At 52.8% G+C, this 20,437-nt stretch carries 18 protein-coding genes; 5 read left to right on the top strand and 13 right to left on the bottom strand.

Annotation, left to right across the window (positions count from 1 at the left end; translation table 11 throughout):
* Nucleotides 1-52 precede the first annotated feature (52 nt).
* From recC to rppH, 9 genes are all read right to left on the bottom strand, one after another.
* Entirely contained in the window at nt 53-3,451 is a 3,399-nt protein-coding gene (recC, locus tag EDI29_RS00320; RefSeq protein WP_137739261.1) for an exodeoxyribonuclease V subunit gamma, read from the bottom strand.
* A gap of 328 nt (nt 3,452-3,779) precedes the next feature.
* On the bottom strand, nt 3,780-4,175 hold the full coding sequence (locus EDI29_RS00315) for a prepilin-type N-terminal cleavage/methylation domain-containing protein (protein ID WP_137739542.1): 396 nt from the start codon (nt 4,173-4,175) through the stop codon (nt 3,780-3,782).
* Complete coding sequence (locus tag EDI29_RS00310) at nt 4,162-4,617, bottom strand: YgdB family protein (protein WP_241664872.1); 456 nt, start codon at nt 4,615-4,617, stop codon at nt 4,162-4,164. Before EDI29_RS00310 ends, EDI29_RS00315 begins: the two co-directional genes overlap by 14 nt.
* Nucleotides 4,614-5,225, bottom strand: coding sequence for a prepilin peptidase-dependent protein (locus tag EDI29_RS00305; RefSeq protein WP_137739540.1), 612 nt, complete (start codon nt 5,223-5,225; stop codon nt 4,614-4,616). The genes EDI29_RS00310 and EDI29_RS00305 overlap by 4 nt, the downstream gene beginning before the upstream one ends.
* 23 nt (nt 5,226-5,248) lie before the next feature.
* Nucleotides 5,249-5,752 carry a prepilin peptidase-dependent protein gene (locus EDI29_RS00300; RefSeq protein ID WP_137739260.1) on the bottom strand — a complete coding sequence of 168 codons (504 nt, stop codon included), beginning with the start codon at nt 5,750-5,752 and terminating at the stop codon, nt 5,249-5,251.
* A gap of 181 nt (nt 5,753-5,933) precedes the next feature.
* Nucleotides 5,934-6,728 (bottom strand): thymidylate synthase, encoded by a 795-nt coding sequence (gene thyA / locus EDI29_RS00295; RefSeq protein WP_137739259.1) that lies wholly within the window; start codon nt 6,726-6,728, stop codon nt 5,934-5,936.
* Nucleotides 6,729-6,764: 36 nt separating this feature from the next.
* Nucleotides 6,765-7,631: a prolipoprotein diacylglyceryl transferase gene (gene lgt, locus EDI29_RS00290; RefSeq protein WP_137739539.1), complete on the bottom strand. Its 867-nt coding sequence runs from the start codon at nt 7,629-7,631 to the stop codon at nt 6,765-6,767.
* Between the two features lie 226 nt (nt 7,632-7,857).
* Nucleotides 7,858-10,104, bottom strand: a complete 2,247-nt coding sequence (ptsP, locus tag EDI29_RS00285; RefSeq protein ID WP_137739258.1) for a phosphoenolpyruvate--protein phosphotransferase — start codon at nt 10,102-10,104, stop codon at nt 7,858-7,860.
* 12 nt (nt 10,105-10,116) lie between these two features.
* Nucleotides 10,117-10,650 carry an RNA pyrophosphohydrolase gene (gene rppH, locus EDI29_RS00280; protein WP_107168129.1) on the bottom strand — a complete coding sequence of 178 codons (534 nt, stop codon included), beginning with the start codon at nt 10,648-10,650 and terminating at the stop codon, nt 10,117-10,119.
* Between the two features lie 696 nt (nt 10,651-11,346).
* Between rppH and mutH the strand changes: the two genes are divergently transcribed.
* The 3 genes from mutH to EDI29_RS00260 all read left to right on the top strand — a co-directional run bounded on the left by mutH (nt 11,347) and on the right by EDI29_RS00260 (nt 13,614).
* Nucleotides 11,347-12,039: a DNA mismatch repair endonuclease MutH gene (gene mutH, locus EDI29_RS00275; RefSeq protein WP_137739257.1), complete on the top strand. Its 693-nt coding sequence runs from the start codon at nt 11,347-11,349 to the stop codon at nt 12,037-12,039.
* Nucleotides 12,040-12,148: 109 nt separating this feature from the next.
* Nucleotides 12,149-12,367: a YgdI/YgdR family lipoprotein gene (locus EDI29_RS00270; RefSeq protein WP_193555625.1), complete on the top strand. Its 219-nt coding sequence runs from the start codon at nt 12,149-12,151 to the stop codon at nt 12,365-12,367.
* A 206-nt stretch (nt 12,368-12,573) separates the two neighbouring features.
* Nucleotides 12,574-13,614: an NADP(H)-dependent aldo-keto reductase gene (locus tag EDI29_RS00260; RefSeq protein ID WP_137739256.1), complete on the top strand. Its 1,041-nt coding sequence runs from the start codon at nt 12,574-12,576 to the stop codon at nt 13,612-13,614.
* A gap of 63 nt (nt 13,615-13,677) precedes the next feature.
* Here EDI29_RS00260 and EDI29_RS00255 read toward each other — a convergent pair whose 3' ends face one another.
* The 4 genes from EDI29_RS00255 to trmB all read right to left on the bottom strand — a co-directional run bounded on the left by EDI29_RS00255 (nt 13,678) and on the right by trmB (nt 18,888).
* Entirely contained in the window at nt 13,678-16,761 is a 3,084-nt protein-coding gene (locus EDI29_RS00255; RefSeq protein ID WP_241664870.1) for an autotransporter domain-containing protein, read from the bottom strand.
* 233 nt (nt 16,762-16,994) lie between these two features.
* Nucleotides 16,995-17,708 carry a YggN family protein gene (locus EDI29_RS00250; RefSeq protein WP_137739254.1) on the bottom strand — a complete coding sequence of 238 codons (714 nt, stop codon included), beginning with the start codon at nt 17,706-17,708 and terminating at the stop codon, nt 16,995-16,997.
* A gap of 114 nt (nt 17,709-17,822) precedes the next feature.
* Entirely contained in the window at nt 17,823-18,167 is a 345-nt protein-coding gene (locus EDI29_RS00245) for a YggL family protein (protein WP_010299679.1), read from the bottom strand.
* A 1-nt stretch (nt 18,168) separates the two neighbouring features.
* On the bottom strand, nt 18,169-18,888 hold the full coding sequence (gene trmB / locus EDI29_RS00240; RefSeq protein ID WP_137739253.1) for a tRNA (guanosine(46)-N7)-methyltransferase TrmB: 720 nt from the start codon (nt 18,886-18,888) through the stop codon (nt 18,169-18,171).
* Between the two features lie 165 nt (nt 18,889-19,053).
* Here trmB and mutY point away from each other — a divergent pair, with 165 nt between their 5' ends.
* Nucleotides 19,054-20,160 (top strand): A/G-specific adenine glycosylase, encoded by a 1,107-nt coding sequence (gene mutY, locus EDI29_RS00235; RefSeq protein ID WP_137739252.1) that lies wholly within the window; start codon nt 19,054-19,056, stop codon nt 20,158-20,160.
* Entirely contained in the window at nt 20,157-20,429 is a 273-nt protein-coding gene (locus EDI29_RS00230; protein ID WP_014700955.1) for an oxidative damage protection protein, read from the top strand. Before mutY ends, EDI29_RS00230 begins: the two co-directional genes overlap by 4 nt.
* The last annotated feature ends 8 nt before the right edge of the window (nt 20,430-20,437 follow it).

Here is a 20,437-nt window from a genome sequence, read left to right as displayed (position 1 = left end):
GTTATCTTCTCGCACCTCGAAATCTATTCGGGCATCATCCAAAACAAGCCCATCAAGCCAGATTAAAGCGGAACGGTGGCAGTAGCCAGATTTGCGCCGCTTCAATCACCTCATTCATTCGCTTTTCATCCAACTCACGAATAATGCGTTGCAGGTAATAATCCTCGCCTTCGCCCCGCATTCCCATATTGCCCTGCCAGGCTTGCAGCAAACGGGCACGCGCTTTGTTCCGCACCTCTTCATCCGACCGCAGGCTATCACTTTCACGATCATAACATTCAGCTAACCACGCACTCCCTGCTTTATTGAGCAGTAATAGCGGCTTACTCATTCCCTGACGATATCCATCCAGCATGACGGCCAGATGCTCTCTGGCCCGCGCTTCCGACAAGGCAGCAAAGCGCCACGCTGTGTCTTCACGTCCATACAGTCGACTTTCGCCCTGCCCGCCCGCCGCACAGTAAGCCAGATGTTCCAGCCACAGCGTAATACCATCTTTCATGGAAAGCGTGCCCGGACGCCAGCGCAGCAAACCATCCGGCTGCACCTGATTCAGCCAGCCACTAACGCGCACGCCGTCAAGGAGGATATCCACTTCCCGACTCACCGACAGCGAAGGCGTTAGCTCATCGCGCACGCGCGCAGCCAACTGCGCCATCTCCTGCTGCTGCTCCTGCCAGTAAATTTCGCCGAATGCGCCATAGGGCAGTTCACCCGCGGCTCTGGCACGGCGATACAGTTTTTCTGTATCGCCTTCATTAATCAAGGTATTAAGCAACTCGCTATTCAGCTGATAGCGGTTAAGGCTATCAACCACAAAGGGCTCTTCATCCAACAGCTCATCGCTGTGCAGCATAAAACTCACGCCAAGCCGCAGTTGAAAGAAGGCTCGAACAGGGTGACGATAGAAACGTTTCAGATCGTCCAAGCTGACATGGCTATCGCCCGCTCTTTCAGAGAGCACTTCGCGATCAAAATCAGGCTGAGCTTCTCCTTTTCGGTTCGCTGCCGCCAACCATTCTGCCGCAAAGCTCAACGGCTGCGGTGCCGACAGAAAATTGTTCGCATCAAAAGGCATACGGGTATGTTCACGGCAGAGGTGCTTCACGACACGCTCTGCGCTGCTATCGATATCCAGTGCTTCATCACCCGGCAGGACATAACTCTGTGCGATATATTCCGTCAGTTCACTGACCAATACGGAAGGATAGCGGCGTGTATTATCCTGAATCGATCGCCCGATATAGCTGATATAAAGCTTGTTCTGCGCCGACAAGAGCGCCTCAAGAAACAGATAGCGATCGTCGTCACGTCGGCTACGGTCACCGCGTTTGATTTTTCGCCCCATCAGATCGAACCCAAGCGGGGGGAGTGTTCGTGGGTAAACGCCATCGTTCATGCCCAATAAACACACGACCTTAAATGGGATGGAGCGCATAGGCATCAGCGTACAGAAATTGATCGACCCGGCCAAAAAGCGCTGGCTAAGTCGCTCCTGATCGAGACGCCGTGACAGTTCATCACGCAATCGGGAAATCGGCACCTGCTGCGGGTAACGCGCCATCGTGCCCATGCTAATTACGTATTGCCACTGCTTTTCAACCAATGCCAGCGCCGCTTCGGTCTCGCTGTCAGCATCAAAGAAGGTTTCGATCAGCTCTCGACAAAGCGGTAACCAATCGACAAGCACGCGCGATTGAGACAGACGCTGGCGCCATTGATGGATCTGCATCAGCAACTCAGCCAGTTGACCAGCCAGTTCCGCAATCAGACCGCTAGACTCATCGTAAGGCAGTACCCCCTGCCAATCACCGACCTGACTGTCCATCGCATAGCCCAACAGCATTCTCGTCAGGCCAAAACGCCACGTATGCTGACCCGTTGGTGGCAGCATCAGATCGCGCACGTTGTCATCATCCAATCCCCAACGCACGCCCGACTCCACAACCCACAGGCGCAAGCGCCGCAACCCTTCTTCCTGAATACCGAAACGCGCGGCCAGTGCGGGCACTTCAAGCAATGCCAGAACCTGCTCTGCCGTAAAACGGCTTGTGGGTAAATCCAGCAGGCTGATCACCGCCTGCAATGCGGGATGCGCATGTCGCGCGCGCTGGTCAGAGATGGCAAAAGGCAGGTAGCGATTATCCGGCGCGTTGCCAAACACCGCCTGAATGAACGGCGTATAGCCATCAATGTCCGCCATCATCACAATGACATCACGCGGCATTAGCTCAGGATCGTCCGCCATCATAGCCAACAGCCGATCGTGAAGCACTTCAACCTCACGCTGCGGGCTATGGCAGGTGTGAAAATCAACCGAACGATCGTCGAGTGCCAACCGACGCTTTTGCGTGCTGCTGTTTTGTGTTTCGTGACTAACGGCTACCACCGCGTGGTCTTCCAGCTCAAGAATATCGCGCTGCAAAGTTTGCAGCAGATTTTTGCCATCCGACTCAACAAAGGCATCGACCTCCTGCACATTATCCAATTCAGCCAGCAGATAAAGGTTATCGCGCCCCAGCTTTCCCCACGATGCCAGCAAGGGGTTATTAATCGACTGTTTACCGTCGCCATTAAACAGCGTTTCTGCCTGTGAGAGATCGCGAAATAATGGGCGAGTTTCATCCGTCTGCTCGCCGTCAAAGCGATGTAAGCGCCGGTTGCGGGCTTTTAGCTTCGCCAGAAATTTATAATCCTGAATGTCACTCCAGTAATGGCGGCAGGGATTGGTAAACAATAGGTGCACATCAATGTGGCGTGCCAGCGCGTTCAACGCCTGTAAATAGATAGGGGGTAACGCTGAAATACCGCAGATAAAAACGCGTGGCGGCAAGCCTTTCGGACATACTTTTGCCTGATCCAACGCGTTGATAAAGCGTTGGTACAAAATCGCATGGTGCCATTCAGGCTGCGCCAGCTCGCGCGTATAGTCCACCAGCGCACGCCACAGCGCCGACTGCCACAGTTGGTTACCTCCGAGATCGTCAATCTGTTTCCCCTCTTGCCATGCTTTAATCCACTCAGGGCGATAAATCAGGTATTGATCGAAAAGGTCCGCCACACGCCCAGCCAGTTGATGCAGCTTGCGCTGGTTATCATCATCCTGCAAATAGTGGTTAAGCGCCGCAAAATCAGGCTGTGCCAGTAAATCAGGCAGCAAATGCATGAGCTTCCACGTCATCGCATCCTTGCTGAAGGCACTTTCTTTTGGAATATCTGACAGCACATGGCGACACATATTCCACAAGAAAACGCCGGGCAATGGGAATTGGATATTGGCAGCAATACCAAAATCCCCGGCCAGTTCAATTTGCAGCCACTGCGCCATCCCAGGGCTTTGCACCAAAATCACTTCTTGCTGGAAAGGGTCCGCAAGCGGCTGACGTTTTATCAGCTCAACCATCAGTTCTTTCAAGATATCCAACTGATTGGAGTGATAGATTCTAAACATTCTGGCTCCTGCTACCGCTGCTTACGATTGATAATTCATATACCCGTCATACTTCAAGCTGCATGTGCGTTGGCTTCTCTTAAATACTCGGCCCGTCCTGGGCCTCGCCCTAAAGGGCCGCTGCGAGCAGCGTTCAAATCTGCTCCCAGCAGATTTGTCACCCCAGTCACTTACTGGTGTAAGCTCCCGGGGATTAATGAACCTCATAAATGAGGCTCACCCTACGGGCCAGCGCTAACGCTGTTCAAATCGGTTTATAACCGATTTGTCGTGCGGTTGCCGCCTGCCTGCAACTCGAATTATTTAGGGTATAGTTTGTCAGACATGTTTAGCTGACAGGTGATGACAGGCAAAACCAACGGTTTAGTGTAGCCTGATAGCGACGTGGCGTCATGACCCTTACGGTTACCTGACGGCATTCGCCGCTCTGTAACTGTTCTGACAGACTAAACTGCCAGTTTTTACTCGAAAAAGACGCAATATTATCAGGATCTGACGGATGATACGGCACACCCGCTTCATAGGCCTCCAACTGCTGCATCGCAAACCGCCAAGCCTGACGCTGCTGCCACTGGTGCTGAAATGACTGCTGTAAGATCTGGTGATATTGCAATAGTCCCATCAGCGAGACGACAAACAGCAGCACCGCTACCAGCGTTTCCGGCAGGCTAAAACCGGATTGATGGCTCACGAACCTGTTGTTCATTACGCTATTCCGTTGCATCACAGCGTGCCACATCCTTATCAGGGCAAAAGTCCAGCCAGCCATTACCCAATGGTTGAATCGCCATCTGACCCGACGACAGTACCGAAAATGACACACGTTGGTACAACCTTAACGGCCGCGCCAACGTGGGAAGAGCCCCTTCGCCACGCAGTAATCCTTGTTCCCCGTCCGAGGCCGCACGCAGGCATACCACAAGCTGTTCTGCCGACAACTGCTGACACTGCCAGTTTTCCGTTAGCGTGTTCCAACGCTGCCCTCTTCCCCAATTCAGCGCGGACAATGCCTGATTGAACGCTCTCAGATAGTGTCGTTCATCGTTCCCCACCTGAATGGCGGCATCGAGCTGACGTTGCAAACCAGACATCAACAGCAGGCCAATAATCGCGATCAGCATCACCATAGCCAGTGTACCGCTTCCCTTTTGCGATCCTTTCTTCATTGGTTACGCCTCAGTATCAGGCGGGTAATATGTTGTCGAACAGCAGGACGCTTGCTCCAATAACCGGCCAGTTGCAGTTCATACAATGCCACTCCGTTTTGTGCAGCCAGACGCCGTAGCTGGAACACCGTCAGCGCCACCTCCTGCGGATCAAACAGCTTTTCCCACCTGTCGCCCTGACAATTATGCGCACCACTTTGAATCTCCAGTGACCGACTACGCAGGCGATAGCCAAAAGATTCCGCATCCTGTTGTTCTCCGCCATCCCAAGTCCCATTCCGGTTCAGGTCGTAAGAGACATTCAGACAGCTGTTTTCCGCCTCCCCTGGATAATTCCCTATGCTTATCGCCTTTCCCTGACAGGTTCCCGCACAAAAACCTGCCCGACGGATGTCTTTCTCAATTCCCATCGCCACCTGACTGAACAACTGCTCCAGCCGAAAACGCTGTGCGCTATCCTGACTTTGGCTACGCAGCAGCGGGTACAACTGTGCTGCCGATAGCATAATCAGGCTGCCTAAGCTCAGCGCTAATAGGACTTCCGGCAGCGTGAAGCCGCGCTGTTCACGCCTTCTCTCTGCGGGCCTCAACACCGCTTCTCTTAACACGATCTGTTTCAACACGATCTGTTTCAACATAATGGGATCGCCAAGACAGCTTGCGACTCGCTGCACAGGCGCATGCGTCCCCTCACCGAAATAACAAGACGTAGTTGCCCCGCCGCGTTCGACAACGAAATGTGTCCAGCCTGTGCGGCGTTACGCAAGCCAAAGAACGTAAAAACATTGCTTGTGAACGTTGCCAGCACCACATCCTGTGAACGGCGAACAAACTGCCTAGGGTGGTTCTCGCGGCACACATCCTCGACCTGTTTTTCACCCTGACCAATCACTATGCACCACAGCATACCCTGCTGTTGAAGCTTCACTGTCTGGGTTTCGTTATGCCAATAGGCATTCGCCTGAACCCGACTCAAGAAGTCCAGCAACTGCTGCGCACTCTGCTCCAGACGAATTGCCTGCTGATACTGAATCCAGCCATGCAAACCGCCGCCCGCCATCAGCGCCACAATCGTCAGCACCACTAGTAATTCAAGCAAGGTAAACCCTCGCGGTTGTCGATTCCCTGTTTTCATGGCGTCAGGATAATGAGTCTTATCAGCAAAAACAGCGTGTTAACGACGTTATACGTGGCGACTCGCAATGTTTTACTGCAACGATGTAACAACAGAAAAAGCGTGCGGGGAGATGGGGAAATAAAGAGGAAATAACAAAAAGGGCCGCATTATGCGGCCCTGAAGAAATGGTGGGGGACGGTTAGATCGCAACCGGGGCTTTGATGGCGGGATGCGGATCGTACCCCTCAATTTCAAAGTCTTCGAAGCGGTAGTCGAACAGCGTATCCGGGCGGCGCTTAATCACCAGTTTAGGCAGCGCGCGCGGTTCACGGCTCAGCTGTAAATGCGTCTGTTCCATATGGTTGTTGTACAGATGCGTGTCACCACCGGTCCAGACGAAATCACCGACGTCCAGATCGCACTGCTGCGCCACCATATGTACCAGCAGCGCATAGCTAGCGATGTTGAACGGCAAACCGAGGAAGATATCGCATGAACGCTGATAAAGCTGGCAAGAGAGTTTGCCATCTGCCACGTAGAACTGAAAAAACGCGTGGCACGGTGCCAGCGCCATTTTGTCCAGTTCACCTACGTTCCAGGCAGACACGATAATACGGCGAGAATCTGGATCTTGTCTCAATTGGGTCAGGACATTCTTCAACTGGTCAATCTGGCGACCGTCTGCGGCGCCCCATGAACGCCACTGCTTACCGTAAACCGGCCCCAAATCACCGTTCTCATCCGCCCATTCGTCCCAAATACTGACTTTGTTTTCATGCAGATAAGCAACATTGGTATCGCCATTCAGGAACCAGAGCAGTTCATGGATAATCGAACGCAGGTGGCATTTTTTGGTGGTAACCAGCGGGAATCCGTCCTGCAAGTTGAAACGCATCTGATGGCCGAAAATAGAACGCGTGCCCGTGCCGGTGCGGTCGGCTTTCGGCGTGCCTTCTTCAAGCACTTTCTTCATCAGATCCAGATACTGTTTCATACTACCTCACCACAAAGATTAAAGAAGGACGGCGGATTATTGCTGTGCAGGCTGACGGCGATAAGCCCAGACCATCATCAGAACACCAGCGATCACCATCGGCAGCGACAGGATTTGCCCCATGCTGAAAAGGTCACCGAATAGCCCCAACTGCGCATCCGGCTGACGGAAGAATTCGGTAATAATTCTGAACGAACCGTAACCGATCAGGAAAAGCCCTGACACGCTGCCCATCGGCCGAGATTTACGGATAAAGAGATTCAGAATGATAAACAGTGCCACCCCTTCCAGCATCATTTGATACAGCTGAGAAGGATGACGCGGTAGCATACCGTACTGATTGAAAATCGTCTGCCATTGCGGGTTGCTAACGGCCAGCATCATATCTTCGCTGCGCGAGCCAGGAAACAACATAGCCCACGGGGTATCCGTTGTGACACGCCCCCATAGTTCGCCGTTGATAAAGTTCCCCAAACGGCCAGCACCGAGTCCAAAAGGAATCAGAGGTGCAATAAAATCAGCGACCTGGAAGAAATGGCGTTTGCTCCGGTGAGCGAACCACAGCATGACGCAGATCACGCCCATTAAGCCACCGTGGAACGACATGCCACCATCCCAGACTTTGAACAGATAGAGCGGATTTTCAAGAAATGACGGGAAGGCATAAAACAGGACGTAGCCCAGACGCCCGCCGACGAAAACCCCAAGGAACCCCATATACAGCAGGTTCTCGACTTCATCTTTGGTCCAACCGCTACCCGGTTTATTCGCCCGGCGCACCGCCAACCACATGGCAAAGACAAAACCCACCAGATACATCAGCCCATACCAGTGCAGCGCTAACGGGCCAATTGAGAAAATCACTGGATCAAACTGAGGAAACGCCAGATAGCTTGTCGTCATCATTCACCACATATTTTATTGTGTTATGCCCGCTTGCGGGATCGTCATTGATAGGCAAAAGGCAGGAGAATGAATTCGTTCCTGCGAACCGCGGTGGCGAATCATAGCATACGCACCCGCGCTCGTTGACTTCGCACGGGAAAAGTTCTGTAAAACATTTATGCGTCGTTAAACATTTATTCGCAATTAAATCACGATGTCTCCGTAGAGATCGTCTCGCGACGAATTAGCGCCCGCCGCGAATCAAACCGCCCAGCCCGCGTTCTTCCATGAAAATCGCCGCCCACTGCCGGACCTCCGTTGCACTCTGTGCGCTCAGTAACTGCTGCACTAACGCCTGCGATTCAGACAAGGTAATTTGGCGCAGCAGGTATTTAATTCGCGCCACGCCACGGCCATTCATACTGAGCGAGCGATAACCCAGCCCCGTCAACAGCAGTGCACCAAGTGCTTCCCCCGCCATTTCGCCGCACACGGAAAGCGGAATGTTATGCCGTTCGCACTCAACGGCGATCATCTTCAGCGCCTGCAACATGGAAGGATGCAGACTGTCATAGAGCGACGCGACGTGGGCATTGTTACGATCCACCGCCAGCAGGTACTGCGTCAGATCGTTGGTGCCAACCGAAACAAAATCGATGCGAGAAGCCAGATGGGGGAGCAGGAACAGCATCGATGGGACTTCAATCATGATCCCAATTCGCGGCTTGGGCTGCGGGAAGCCCAGTAATTCCTCCACTTCACCTGTAGCCTGATCGATCAGGCGGCGCGCTTCACTGATTTCATCCAGGCTGCTGATCATCGGCAGCAGGATATTGAGATTGCCAATATGCGCATTAGCACGCAGCATGGCACGCACCTGGATCAGAAAGATTTCAGGCTGATCGAGCGTAATACGAATGCCACGCCAGCCGAGACAGGGGTTTTCTTCGCTGATCGGCAAATAAGGCAGCGGCTTATCCGCACCAATATCCAGCGTGCGCAGCATCACAGGGCGTGTAGGATAAAGCGCCAGCATGCTTTGGTATTGCGCCATCTGCTCATCTTCGGACGGAAACCCGCTTTGTAGCATAAAAGGGATTTCTGTGCGGTACAATCCAACGCCATCAACCTGATTAATAAAACGTTTTTCATGTTCGGCACTTAATCCCGCATTCAACATGACCTGAATGCGTTCACCACTTTTCAGCACCGCAGGCTGCTCCATTTCACCTTCGGCCAGACGAGTCAGCTCATTTTCTTCCGTCAGCAAACGTTGGTATTCCTGAACCAGAACAGGTTCAGGATCGACCAACAGCTCACCGCGATAGCCGTCAATGATCAGCTGGCGTTGATGTAGCAAGTCTGGCTGAATGTCCGCGCCAACCAGCGTCGGAATGCCCATGGCTCGCACCAAGATCGCCGCATGCGAATTGGCAGCACCGTCATAAACAACGACGCCCGCTAACCGCTCCGGCGGCAACTCTGCCAGCAGCGTAGCCGTTAACTCGTCCGCTACGAGGATGAAACGCTCAGGCCATTGCCCCATGATTTGCGCATTATCGTCGAGGTGAAACAGCAGTCGTTGCCCTAACGCGCGCAGATCGCCCGCACGCTCGCGTAAGTAGGTATCCTGCAAATTGGTGAATTGCGCGGCAAAGCGTTCGATCACCAGTTTGACGGCCCACTCAGCGGCATTCCCTGCGTCCACTTCCTGAAACAGTTCACGTTTGAGCCGCGCATCATTCAGCAAGTGCGAGTACAAGTCGAAAATCGCCGCGCTCTCTTTCTGTGCACTGGCGCTGAAGCGTTTGCTAAAACGACGGAATTCCGCCGTCGCCTCTTCTAACGCCTGCGTTAAGCGGGAACGCTCGCGTTCGCTGTCCAAACTCGATGCGGGAAAAACCTGTTCCAGAGAAGGCTGGGTACAATCCTGCCAGCCGGGGGCAATCGCCACACCGGGTGCAGCCACCAGCGCTTTGACGCGCGTCTGGCGGTATTGACCAAAGAGCGTTTTTATCTGTGAAAGGGAAAGAATCGCGGCCATCTGCGTGGCCAGCGTTACCATGAATGATTCTTCGTTTTTATCAAATTGACGATGTTCGCGCTGTTGAACCACCAGCACGCCCAACAAATGACGACGATAAATAATGGGAACGCCAAGAAAAGAGCGGAAATGTTGCTCTTTCACTGCGGGGATGAATTTAAAGCTGGGATGCGCACGCGCGTCGGCCAGATTGATGGGTTCGGCGCGTTGCCCAACCAACCCAACAATACCTTGCCCAAATGCCAGCGTAACCGTGCGTCCGCGCGGTTTCTTCAACCCGCGCGTCGCCATCAGGTAATAGCATTGACGATCGTGATCGGCCAGATAAATGGAACAGACTTCCGTGTCCATAGCCTGACAGGTCTCATTGACCAGAATGTCCAGCGCATCACTAAGGCGGGCCGTTGCCGCAACATTTTCGACAATTTCTCGCAAGCGCGTGAGCATAATGTGCCTGAATTACCCTCTTTTTCGCCGAGGACCGGGTGGGGGTGCCATCCGAACCGCAGCACTCTCCTGAAGCAGGATCACCGGGTTGATAAATTCCTTCATCACGCGACGATACACATCTCGCTTAAAAGAGACGACCTGACGTACCGGATACCAGTAACTCACCCAGCGCCAACCATCAAACTCTGGTGTGCCGCTGCTCTGCATATTGATATCCGACTCATTACACATCAACTGTAGCAAAAACCATTTTTGCTTTTGGCCGATACAGACCGGTTTTGTATCCCAACGCACCAAACGCTTTGGTAATTTATAGCGTAACCAGTTACGGGTAGATGCCAACACGCGCACATCCTTTTTTCTTAACCCGACTTCTTCAAACAGTTCGCGGTACATCGCTTGCTCGGCACTTTCACCGGGGTTAATTCCCCCCTGCGGAAACTGCCAGGAGTGCTGACCATAGCGCCGGGCCCACATCACCTGCCCCTGCCGATTACAAATTACAATACCAACGTTTGGGCGGTAGCCATCATCATCGATCACCGGACTACCTCAATAAACATCAACGCAAAGATGACCTGATTGTTTCACACTCCCGTCAGGCGGTAAACCACTGCTTAGAAAGCATGTGACACTAATAAAATTAAGATAACCCACAGATAAGATCAAAGTTATAAACATGTGAAGACCATAACCTGCAATTTATTCACTTTTTCTGTGGACATCTTTGTGCAGAACCCATGAAGAAGTGAGTAAAACTCATTTTTCATGAAGAAAGAAAATCACTACGAATTTAAAAATAGTGCTTTTTATTCATTAAATTACAAACCATCCAAACCAAAATAACGCCCCCTTGTTGTTTGTTCAAATGGCGTCCAATGCAAGATTGGTGAAAGATCGCACTATGCCGACTTTATCCACAGGGAATGCCTCAAACTCAGGCAATAAATAGGCAAACACAGTAAAAAGGCCGGGAGTCAAGGCTGTAAATGGAACCAGTAATTCATGTTTATGTGGGTTATCCAAGATATCTGTGGATAACCTAGTGTAAAATCCTGTTTATTGTCGGTGGTTATACGTGCACAGTTTGCAAAACTGCATTCAGTGATCGCCATCACACTGAAAAAAAACGCTACGAATCATGCTATTATTGTTTCTCTCCACAATCTTATAGGCTGTGTGTTTGTCTTTTCTATTTGTTGTGTTTTTTTTGAGCGAAAAAATATCGAGCGATATCCTATGAATTCACCCTCAGTTCACACAACAGCGCCGCAAAATGAGCAAGCCTTGCAGGAACGTGCGCAGTCCCTCGCAGGTTATAACCTCGCGGAATTAGCGAACCTCGCTCGTCTGCCACTTCCTGCCAACCTAAAACGTGATAAAGGCTGGATTGGTGTGTTGCTGGAACGTTTTCTGGGTGCAAGCGCAGGCAGCAAGCCCGAGCAGGATTTCCCGGATATTGGCATTGAGCTAAAAACTATCCCTATTGATGAACAAGGCAAACCGCTGGAAACCACCTTCGTCTGCGTCGCACCGTTAACAGGCAACAGCGGCGTAACGTGGGAAAGCAGCCATGTGCGGCATAAGCTCGCCCGAGTGTTGTGGATTCCAGTGGAAGGCTCGCGTCACATTCCGCTGGGGGAGCGCCGTATTGGTACACCGTTGATATGGAGTCCCAGTGCAGAAGAGGAAGAGCAACTACGCTGTGATTGGGAAGAATTGATGGATCTCATCGTGCTCGGCAGGGTAGAAAGCATCACCGCCCGGCATGGTGAAGTGCTGCAACTACGTCCCAAGGCAGCAAATAGTCGGGCATTAACGGAGGCGATTGGCGAATTCGGTCAACCGATTCTAACCTTACCACGCGGGTTCTATCTGAAGAAAACCTTTACTGCGCCATTACTGGCTCGTCATTTTATGCAGGCCGAGTGATACATAATTAATGCCTTCCAAACGCATTTTTTCCATTATTCCTACGTTATCCCCCGCGACCATTTGCTAGACTCACCTTAAGCGTTAGATTTCTTTATGGGTTAATACGATGAAAATACAGATGAAAATGGCGATAACACTGGCATTACTATTTACCCTCGCAGGCTGTTCCAGTGACTATGTGATGGCAACAAAAGAGGGGCAAATGCTCCTGACACAAGGGAAACCTGTGTTAGATAAAGATACCGGGCTGCTTAGCTATACCGATGAGCAAGGCAATCAGAAACAAATCAACAGCGATCAAGTATCTCAAATCGTACAGCGCTAAGATCGCTGTCAGCCCGAAACGTCGCGCATCGGGCTTCATCAGCGATGAATAATCCGAAAAGGATAGCAGAAGAGACTTCCCCACTCGCCACGGCTTCGTTTATAGTCGAATTCAGGTGTGTCTTCCCAAACTCATTGGAATCGCAGCAAATCATGCGGAGATGACGGGAAATACTCCTGCTATTTTCAGACATAAGGAAGCTGGCAATGCAATATCACCGTATTCCCCATAGTTCTTTAGAAGTGAGCGTGCTGGGTCTTGGTACGATGACCTTTGGCGAACAAAACAGCGAAGCAGACGCTCATGCCCAGTTAGATCACGCCATTGCCGCAGGTGTTAACCTGATTGACACAGCAGAAATGTACGCCGTTCCCCCACGCCCGGAAACGCAGGGGTTAACCGAGAGCTATATCGGTTCCTGGCTGAAATCACGTGGCGGGCGTGAGAAATTGATTGTAGCGAGTAAAGTCTCAGGTCCTGTGCGCGGAAGCGATCACAGCATTCGCCCACAGCAGGCGTTGGATAGAAAAAACATCCGCGCAGCGCTGGATGCCAGCCTGCAACGTCTGAATACTGACTATATCGATCTCTATCAGTTACATTGGCCGCAACGCCAGACCAACTGCTTTGGCAAGCTTAACTATCAATATACTGACGACAAACCAGTAGTAACGCTGCTAGAAACGCTGGAAGCGTTAAATGAACAGGTACGTGCCGGTAAAATTCGCTATATCGGCGTTTCCAACGAAACTCCATGGGGCGTGATGCGCTACCTGAATTTGGCGGAAAAACACGATCTGCCGCGTATCGTATCGATCCAGAACCCCTACAGTCTGCTGAATCGCAGTTTTGAAGTCGGCCTGGCGGAAATCAGCCAGCATGAAGGCGTCGAACTCCTCGCCTATTCATCGCTGGCGTTCGGTACGCTGACGGGTAAGTACCTGAATGGCGCGAAACCCGCCGACGCGCGCAACACGCTATTCAGCCGCTTCACACGCTATACCGGCCCACAGGCTCAGGCAGCCGTTGCCGAGTACGTAGCTCTGGCACAAAAACACGGTTTGAACCCGGCACAAATGGCATTAGCGTTTGTGCGTCAACAGCCGTTCGTCGCCAGTACGCTGCTGGGCGCGACCACGCTAGAGCAGTTGCAAATCAACCTCGACAGCCAGAACCTGACGCTGGACGGCGAGATCCTTGACGAACTGGAAGCTATTCACCGCCGCTTTACGTTCCCGGCGCCGTAATACATTGCGCTGCGGTAATCCCACTCGGCCTTTCACTCGCCGAGTGGGATTACCCACTTCACGTCAAAATGTGAAGCCAAACTGCATTTTGGCGCTGTTTTCGCTCATTTTATCACTCACTAAGCCCTGATAGCCCAGCTGCAGCGTCGCATTCGACTTCATCGCCAACGTGACGCCTGCCCGCACTAGCAGCGCATCACGATCGTCAGTGGCAGAGCGGATCGTATAAGCATCGCCGCCTTGCACAAAACTCAGCCGCGTCTGAGTACGGTCCGACGTCAGACGTCGCTGATAGCCCGCATCGGCATAGAGCCGGACAGGCGAGAGTGAAGACCAACGCGCCTCACCGCGTAAGCCCAGCGTTGAATAGCCCGCCCCGCTCCCCTGACGTTCCCAGCGCAGTGCAGCAGCGCTGCCGTGTTCCTGCCCACCCGCGAGATCGAGCCAGGCATACGAGACATTGCCATAAGGTTCAACGCTCAGGTTGTCATTGAACGCGAACCGATGGCTTCCCTCCGTAAACCCTTGAACAAGATGCGCATGATAATCCGCCAGAGCGCGGCTAATAAGTCCAGGCACCTGAATATCTCGCTCGCTGTTCATATCCAGATAGCTGTAGACCAGACCGGATCGCCATGCGATGCCGCTATAGCTCGTTCCCCAATAGCTGCCAACGTGATAAGCCGTCACATCGTTACTGGCGGCACGCGCATCAGTTTTGATCTTGCTTTTCTCTGCACCGACGACGACACCCAGCGTGCTGCTTTCACCGACTGGGCTACCGTTACCGATTAAGAAGCCATAGCCGCTGTGGTTAACGCGTGAGGATTCAGCCGTCTCATCGAACTGACCGTTGTTCGCCCACGTACTTAGCCAAAGCGACTGTGCATTTTCATCGTGCAGCGCGCTGTTGATCTCGTCCCGCACGTACCGGCTACGCTGGAGCAATGCGGCACGCGAGGCGGCGTAGATCTCACCGTCAAGGTTATCAAGTGAGGCCCGCGCGGCCGCGTCGCTGCGGCTGTTCGCGATAGCAGAGAAAACCGGCCCACTATTCTGGCTTTCGATGGTCTGCGCAACGGCGCGTTGATTACGGCTGGTGGCTACGTCATTAAAGGCGCGATTATTGCGCACCACGTCCAGATAAGCCTGCTTGCTGCCATAGCTCAGCGTATCTTGCAGGAAAGGCAGGGTTGAGTTAGAAACCAATCCATCAAAGTTGCCACTCAGCGTGCCGCCGACATTCAACAGGGTAAAACGATCGCCCAACGACTGCGAAGACGCATCCAGCACCACGGTTCCCGCCAATGTCGCATCCTGCGTGACATTCAGGCCATCAGCGTTGCCCTGCTCATCAATCTCATAGTGATAAAGACTGCCGGGCTGGAAAACCACATTACCCACCGTTAATGTGCCAACGGAGGCGCCGGGTGAAAGCGTTGAGCCGTTCTCAAGCGTGACGGTGCCAGCGATCTTGCCATGCCCGCCCAGCGTTGCCGCAGATTGCACCCAGACATCCCCCGCCAGACTGCCGCTCCCCTGCGCGACTTTGCCCACTACGACGCTGCCGCCTTCAACAATGGTTGGCCCAAGATAGGTATTATTGCCCGTCAGATAAAGCGCCCCTGCGCCCTGCTTGCGTAAACCGACATCCAACTGATACAGGGAACTACTGCTGGTCGTATTTTTCACCTGAGCGATATCATTGCTCCAGGTGCTGGAATAGCCTTGCGTATCAACCCCGTAGATCGCGTAGTTACCGCTAAACGTTCCGCTACTGAGGTCGCTAGCGCTTAGCCTCTGGGCATTCAATGCGCCCGGCCCCTGCACCGCTTTATACGCGTTAACCATCCCCTGACCAAATAGTGACTGGTAATCATCCGTCGTAAGCACATTGATATTTTGCGCGCTGGCGCGGGCACGAATCGCGCTGCGCACCTGTTCATCCGTAAGATTATCGAAGAACGCATCCTCTCTGACCCGCGCCAGAAGTACGGTCATTTCCTCATCGCTGAACGTGATGGTGTTGCCCGTCGCGTAAACATTGAGTTCGCTATTGAGATAGTTTTGATGGTCATCGTAATTCTTGTGGATGAGCAACACCGCACGCGGGGTGTTACTACCCGTGAGCGGCGTCGCCGTAGACAAGAGAATGTCGGCTAGCTGCTTACCGTTAAGATACGGAAACGCCTCAGACGCCAGCGCCGCAACGCCCGAAACGTAAGGGGTCGCAAATGACGTGCCGCTGAATGTGTCAGTGGTGTTGGCATCTCTGGTAGAAACGATGTTCACGCCCGGCGCAAGCAGCGTATAAGCCGACGCCCCAAACCCCAGGTTACTGAACGATGCAATAAATGCCGCGCTGGAAGAACGCTGAGAAGGATCGTAAGCCACAACATTTAACCAGTTATTGGCAATATTGTTCTCAATGCCATAGGCATCCAATAGCGTTGGCAGCCCGGAAATAATCGACGGCGTCAGATGCCCTTCATTCCCGGCAGCAAACACCGTTAACTGGCCCTGCTTTGCCATCTCCTCACCAATCACCGTATTGTTATTGATGATGCCGTCCAGCAATTCACTCTGACGATCGGCGCTGAACGTCTGCACCGTGTCGTTAAATATTTGGTATCCCCAGCTATTATTGACGATCTTGATATCTGGACGATCGAGCACGTTAAGCTGGGCATTAACCAATGTATTCGATGAAAAAGTGGTTCCCAATGGCAACAGCGTCGCTTGATAGGCGATGCCATGAATGCCGCTATCGTTTTTCGCTGCACCAATGACGCCCGCCACCGCGTAGCCATGAAACGCGCCATCCCACGGAGACGAGATCCACCCCGCGCCCGCATCCACGCGTCCGGCAAATTCATCGCCGCTCAACTCGCCGTTAGCATCAATGACCGCAACGCCCACACCTTTGCCAGAAAAGCCGAGATTGTAGGCTTCTGCCGCGTTGATCGAATCCAGCGCGGCACCGTTACGCTCATATTCCGCCGTCCGAAAGTTATCCGCTCCCCATAGCGTGACAGGACAAAACAGCAGTAAGCCCATCGCAAGCACACGGTAACGAGTACCACCCCGTTCGCCTTTCATATCGGCATAGCGCGGCGTCACCGTAATGAACATTTCCTTTTTTTTCAACCTCTTGCTTTCCCACGCTGCTTGCATTCACAATATCCCTTTAGAAACAAATGTGATGGTCACTTTACGTTACCAAAACAAATAGTCATAACGCCTGAAAGTAACAATTAATGAATGTCATGAGATAGCCAGATACGAGTAATGAAACGCCAGGCAGAAAAGAAGAATGGGAGAAATTGCGGAGGGGACGATCAAAAAACGGGCATTTGCCCGTTTCATTCAGCTACTTCAATTTACTTCAGCGTCTGCAACAGACTCTTGCGCTGGTTTTCCAGCGATGTGACGCGGCTACATACGTCATTGCCGAAGCGCTGGAACTCCAGTTCCTGATTATTCCACTCGGCCTGAATCGCTTTCTGCAAGCCACCGAGGTTGCCCATCATCGCCTGTAGCGGGTTGCCGCCGCTGGACATCTGTTTTACGCCCATCTCGTTCAGGCTGTCCTGCAAGACGCCGCCCATGCTTTGCTGCACGAGCTGTTTGCCATCTTGCTCAACTTGCTTAATCGCCTGATGGTGGAACGTCAGGCCATCGGTGCGGTGTTCGATAATTCGGTTCATCTGCTGCTTGAGCTGTTTATCCAGCGTAGTCAGACGATTGCGCACATTGCTGTCGCTGCCAAGCTCCTGCACGATCACGTTATCCAGCGCAACCCGCGCTTTTTCAAGATGCTGCTGCGCACCCTGATCGATCCACGGCAGCTGCTGGCGTAAATCCGCCTGATAGGTTTTGGCTTTTTGGCGCTGTTCGGCATTCAGGGTCAGCGGCGTACCGTTACGGACGATATCGCCCTGCGGGGAGAGTTGTAAGTTGCCGCTGGCACCCACGACCTGTACGTGTTGCGGACTGATAACGATGTCGTCCTGCGGATTCACGTTGCACTGGTAGGCCGCCTGCGCTTGCCAGGACAGCAACATCAATAAACCCAAGGTCATTTTACGCGACATATTTTCTCCTGAAGAAAACAACGGCAGTGGCGAGAAAGCGGCAATACGCCCTTTGATGAGGCAGATAACGCCTGAGCCAAAATCAGCTCAGGCACGCCTTGATAAGACCAAGAATTACAGCAGGTGTTCTGGCAGATCCCACCAGATATCGAACAGGTTGCTGACTTTTACGTCCGTCAGTTTCTGTTCTTCCAACCAGCGACTAACCAGTTGACGATGCTCTTCGGTGCAGTGACCGATTTTTTGCAGACAGATCAGGCCTTCCCAGAGCAAATAACCGCTGCCTTCGAATGCCAGTCCTTGTGGTTCAATGACGTCGTCAACGAACTTATCCATCAGCTTATCGATATCTTCCACGCTAGTGCCTTCTGGAAAGCGGAAGCTGACAGAAAAACCTAATTCCTGAAACTCATCAATGTGAAGTTTTTTACGTAAACGACGGCTACGAGCTTGTGCCATTTTATTTTATCCTCTCAAACATCAGATCCCACACGCCATGCCCCAAACGCTGGCCGCGTGCTTCAAATTTCGTCAGCGGGCGGGAGTCCGGCCGCACAACGTACTCATTATTATTGGAAAGATTACGGTACTCGGTGACAGAGGTCATCACTTCGAGCATGTGTTGCGCATAAGGTTCCCAATCTGTTGCCATATGGAACACACCGCCAACTTTCAACTTACTCTGCACCAGTTCGGCGAACGGCACCTGCACGATACGGCGTTTATTATGGCGGGCTTTGTGCCACGGGTCAGGAAAGAAGAGTTGAACCATGGACAGCGAACCATCCGGGATCATTTTCATCAGCACTTCAAGCGCATCGTGGCACATTACACGCAAATTGCTGATTCCCGCCTCCTGTGCGGAAGCAAGGCACGCCCCCACGCCCGGCAGGTGAACTTCAATACCGAGGAAATTCTGCTCCGGGTGCTGTGCCGCCATCGTCACCAGCGATGCACCCATCCCAAAACCAATTTCCAGCACCACTGGCGCATCGCGCCCAAATAGCGCGTTAAAATCTACCTGTTCGGCCTGATATTCCACACCCATCACCGGCCAGTAGTTATCCAGCGCCAGCTGTTGCCCGTTGGTCAAGCGCCCCTGACGGCGGACAAAACTGCGAATACGACGCATTGGGCGCCCGTTTTCATCAAATTCCGGTGAAATGACGTTGTTAATCATAAAGAGTGCTTACTTGCTGTCCGATTACATTAAGGAAACGCGCATTATGCAAGGATACCGCGGTTTAGCAAGCCCACGGCCTCGGAAAGTTCCGGTTTACAGCACATTCACTCTGTGCTGGAATCGCAGTCAAACTTTTTACCTGTCGGATAGTGATCCCATTTTATGATGCAAGCGCAACAGTTCGCCCATCAGGTGCTGGACTGGTACCAACGCTATGGTCGCAAAACCCTGCCGTGGCAGCTTGAGAAAACTCCCTATAAAGTATGGCTATCCGAAGTGATGTTGCAACAAACGCAGGTCACCACGGTTATCCCCTATTTCCAACGCTTTATGGCACGCTTTCCCAACGTAACGGCACTGGCGGCAGCACCGCTGGATGAAGTGCTCCACTTGTGGACCGGGTTGGGTTACTACGCCCGTGCGCGCAATCTACACAAAGCCGCGCAGACCATCGTGTCGCACCACGGCGGCGAATTCCCCACCACCTTTGATGAAGTCGCGGCGCTGCCGGGCGTCGGGCGATCCACCGCGGGCGCCGTGCTGTCGCTCTCCCTCGGCCAGCATTACCCGATTCTCGACGGTAACGTGAAGCGTGTGCTGGCCCGCTGCTACGCCGTTGACGGCTGGCCGGGCAAGAAAGAGGTCGAAAAGAAACTGTGGGCGCGGAGTGAGGACGTGACGCCAGCCGAGGGCGTCAGCCAGTTTAATCAGGCAATGATGGATCTCGGCGCGATAGTCTGCACCCGCAGCCGTCCAAAGTGCGAGCTGTGCCCGCTGAGCACCGGCTGCCTTGCCTACGCCAACCACAGCTGGGCGCAATACCCCGGCAAGAAACCGAAGCAGACACTGCCGGAAAAAACCGGCTGGTTCCTGCTGATGCAACAGGGTTCTCAAGTCTGGCTGCAACAGCGCCCCGCCGTAGGCCTGTGGGGTGGGTTATTTTGCTTCCCGCAGTTCAGCGAACGTCAGGAATTGGAACTCTGGCTGCAACAACGTGGTCTGAATCCTGATGGATTGCAACAGCTTGTCGCGTTCCGCCACACATTCAGCCATTTTCATCTGGATATCGTTCCGCTCTGGCTGAACGTATCACAGACCGATCGCTCACAAAACAGGTCCTGCATGGATGATGGTGCGGGTCTCTGGTATAACTTAGCGCAGCCGCCGTCTGTCGGACTGGCCGCCCCGGTAGAACGCTTACTAAGGGAGCTGGCTCACCCGCAGTCAACACATTTGAATGCCTGCGCAATTGATGAGGAAGAAGCATGAGCAGAACGATTTTTTGTACTTTTTTACAACGCGACGCCGAAGGGCAGGATTTCCAGCTCTATCCCGGCGATCTGGGCAAGCGCATCTATAACGACATTTCTAAAGAAGCCTGGGCGCAGTGGCAAACCAAGCAAACCATGCTGATTAACGAGAAGAAACTCAGCATGATGAATGTTGACGACCGTAAGCTGCTGGAACAGGAAATGATCAAGTTCCTGTTTGAAGGGAAGGACGTTCACATCGAAGGCTATACGCCTCCGAGCCACTGAGATTGCGG

Origin of the sequence: Pectobacterium polonicum (genome assembly GCF_005497185.1) — a bacterium.
Lineage (GTDB): Bacteria > Pseudomonadota > Gammaproteobacteria > Enterobacterales > Enterobacteriaceae > Pectobacterium > Pectobacterium polonicum.
Note: the sequence above shows the minus strand (reverse complement) of the source record. Positions and strands in the feature narration are given on the sequence as shown.